The sequence below is a fragment of the Nemorincola caseinilytica genome, assembly GCF_039540515.1.
GTDB classification, from domain to species: Bacteria; Bacteroidota; Bacteroidia; order Chitinophagales; family Chitinophagaceae; genus Nemorincola; species Nemorincola caseinilytica.
Genome location: NZ_BAABFA010000002.1, coordinates 1 through 1,972, shown reverse-complemented (window position 1 = coordinate 1,972; position 1,972 = coordinate 1). Strand labels below are relative to the sequence as shown.

The following is a 1,972-nucleotide window of genomic DNA, read 5'->3' as shown; positions in this document are numbered from 1 at the left end:
GACGGGGTATAAGATCACCAAACTAAAATTCGCTCTAGACCTCGAAGAGGAATTAATAAAAGAAATAGTACTCCTGTGTGGAGGGGATCCAACAAAGATGAATAAATCACCATAACGACTTTCGAACACTTATGGTCCACATCCAGTTGGCTCGATACCAATTGATGCAGGTACTGCGCCGGGTAAGAGCGGTTGAAGACAGCAATGGCCGAATCCAGCATGCCGCCCATTTCCTCGTTCATGCGCCTCATTATCAGCCGCGACAGCACCTCGTGCGACAGCCCGCCTACAAGCGCCCGCTCCAGCGAGTGCGAGTAGGGCCCGTGTCCCACATCGTGCAGCAGGGCCGCCAGGCGCGCCGCCAGGTATTCATCCTTGTTTATGTCTATCCCCTTGGCCCTCAGCTCGTCCATGGCCTTGCCTGCAAGATGGCAGGCCCCCAGCGAATGCGCAAAACGGGTATGCACCGCACCGGGATATACGAAATCCGCAAGGCCCATCTGCTTTATTCTGCGCAGCCGCTGGAACCACCTGTGGTCTATCACCTGCAGCAGTTCTGCCTCAGGAAAACGTATGAAACCATATACCGGATCGTTGACGATCTTGACCTTGATACTCATTTGATCGCCAAAAGTAAACAGTTAGCGGTTACTATCTCATACACCGATACCATTACACATAGTTTTAACAGATAGCCCATTATCAGGGGCATAGGCAGGCAAAACAAAGGGGCCCCAGGCATCCATCACCATCTATTCCCTGCTATCGAAATACCGGCCTATATAGCGTTCCAGCCTTATCAGCGGTCGTACCTCCACGCTATCTACATCATCGGCTATCAGCTCACAGTTCAGAGATATCGTCTTCCTGTAGCGCCGTCCTGTTATCAGGTCCAGGTCGGTATGCTCCATATCCCTGTTATCATCCAGCGAATCGCAGTAGCCATGGTCATACCATTTGTTATGCGTCAGGTGGGCCAGGTACAGATCCTTATCTATATACCTGAAAGTTCGCGTGCACGTCCACGAGCTGCCACCTGCCGTCTCCTGCTCCACTATCAGGTCGTTCTTCTCTATTTTCACACATACAAAGGGATCCCTGCCTGCATTGCCGCAGCGGCTGCACATTATCACATGCGGGCTCACTGCCAGTAGCTCATAGCCCTTTTTCGCTGCTCCCTTTATCACTATCACCAGCCGTTCATAGGCACATCGCTCACAAGTGTCGGATATGCGCAGGCGGCCCACGGCCAGCGCTATGTCTCCCTTACCGTCTCCGTTCAGGTCACCATTGGCCTTCTGCAAAAGTGTATAACCTCGAGGTACGAACTGCTGATATTTACTACCCTTTCGCGGAATAGTGGGCAACTGCGCACTGCTCTTTATTGCCGCAGCACATATACACAATAGAACAATAGCAAAACCTAAGAGCCCCTTGCAAAAGGCCCCCCTTACGCTATGTTCCACCCTATTCATAGTTCTAAATTACGACAGAATATTCTTTGGCCGGGTTTTGTGCTGCTTTGCGAGACCTGCAAATAACCCAGTGTATAGCCACAGGTCATGACAACCTCACCAAAAACGAAATAAAAAGCCCACGTCTTTGCGAGGCCTGCATATGGCCCGGGGCATAGCTGCAGGCCGTGGCAAACCCGCTATATACTGCCACATAACAAACAGGGGCGCCGTACTTCTGTACAGCGCCCCTTGCTATTGTTGCTTATGTTAGTGCTTCCTACTTCTCCATCACGAAGTGTATCGTGCGCCTGCCGTCCACAAGGTGCAGCGTCAGCATATACATGCCATTGGCAAGCTCACTGTCCATCACCACCTGTGCATCTATCATGCCCTGTTTCACTTTTACCCTACCACTGTACACCACCTGGCCCAGCACGTTCGTGATGTCCACAGGTACCTCGCCCGTCAGCCCACTGCCCACAGTGCCACGCACCGAGAACATACCACGGTTCGGG

General features: G+C 52.1%; 3 protein-coding genes. All 3 read right to left on the bottom strand.

Features of this window, described 5'->3' with window-relative positions:
* Positions 1-14: 14 nt before the first annotated feature.
* Entirely contained in the window at positions 15-620 is a 606-nt protein-coding gene (locus ABD843_RS00915) for an HD domain-containing protein (protein ID WP_345077108.1), read from the bottom strand.
* 132 nt (positions 621-752) lie between these two features.
* Positions 753-1,304, bottom strand: a complete 552-nt coding sequence (locus tag ABD843_RS00910) for a hypothetical protein (protein WP_345077105.1) — start codon at positions 1,302-1,304, stop codon at positions 753-755.
* A 430-nt stretch (positions 1,305-1,734) separates the two neighbouring features.
* On the bottom strand, positions 1,735-1,972 hold a 238-nt coding region (locus ABD843_RS00905), incomplete at its 5' end, for a hypothetical protein (protein WP_345077102.1).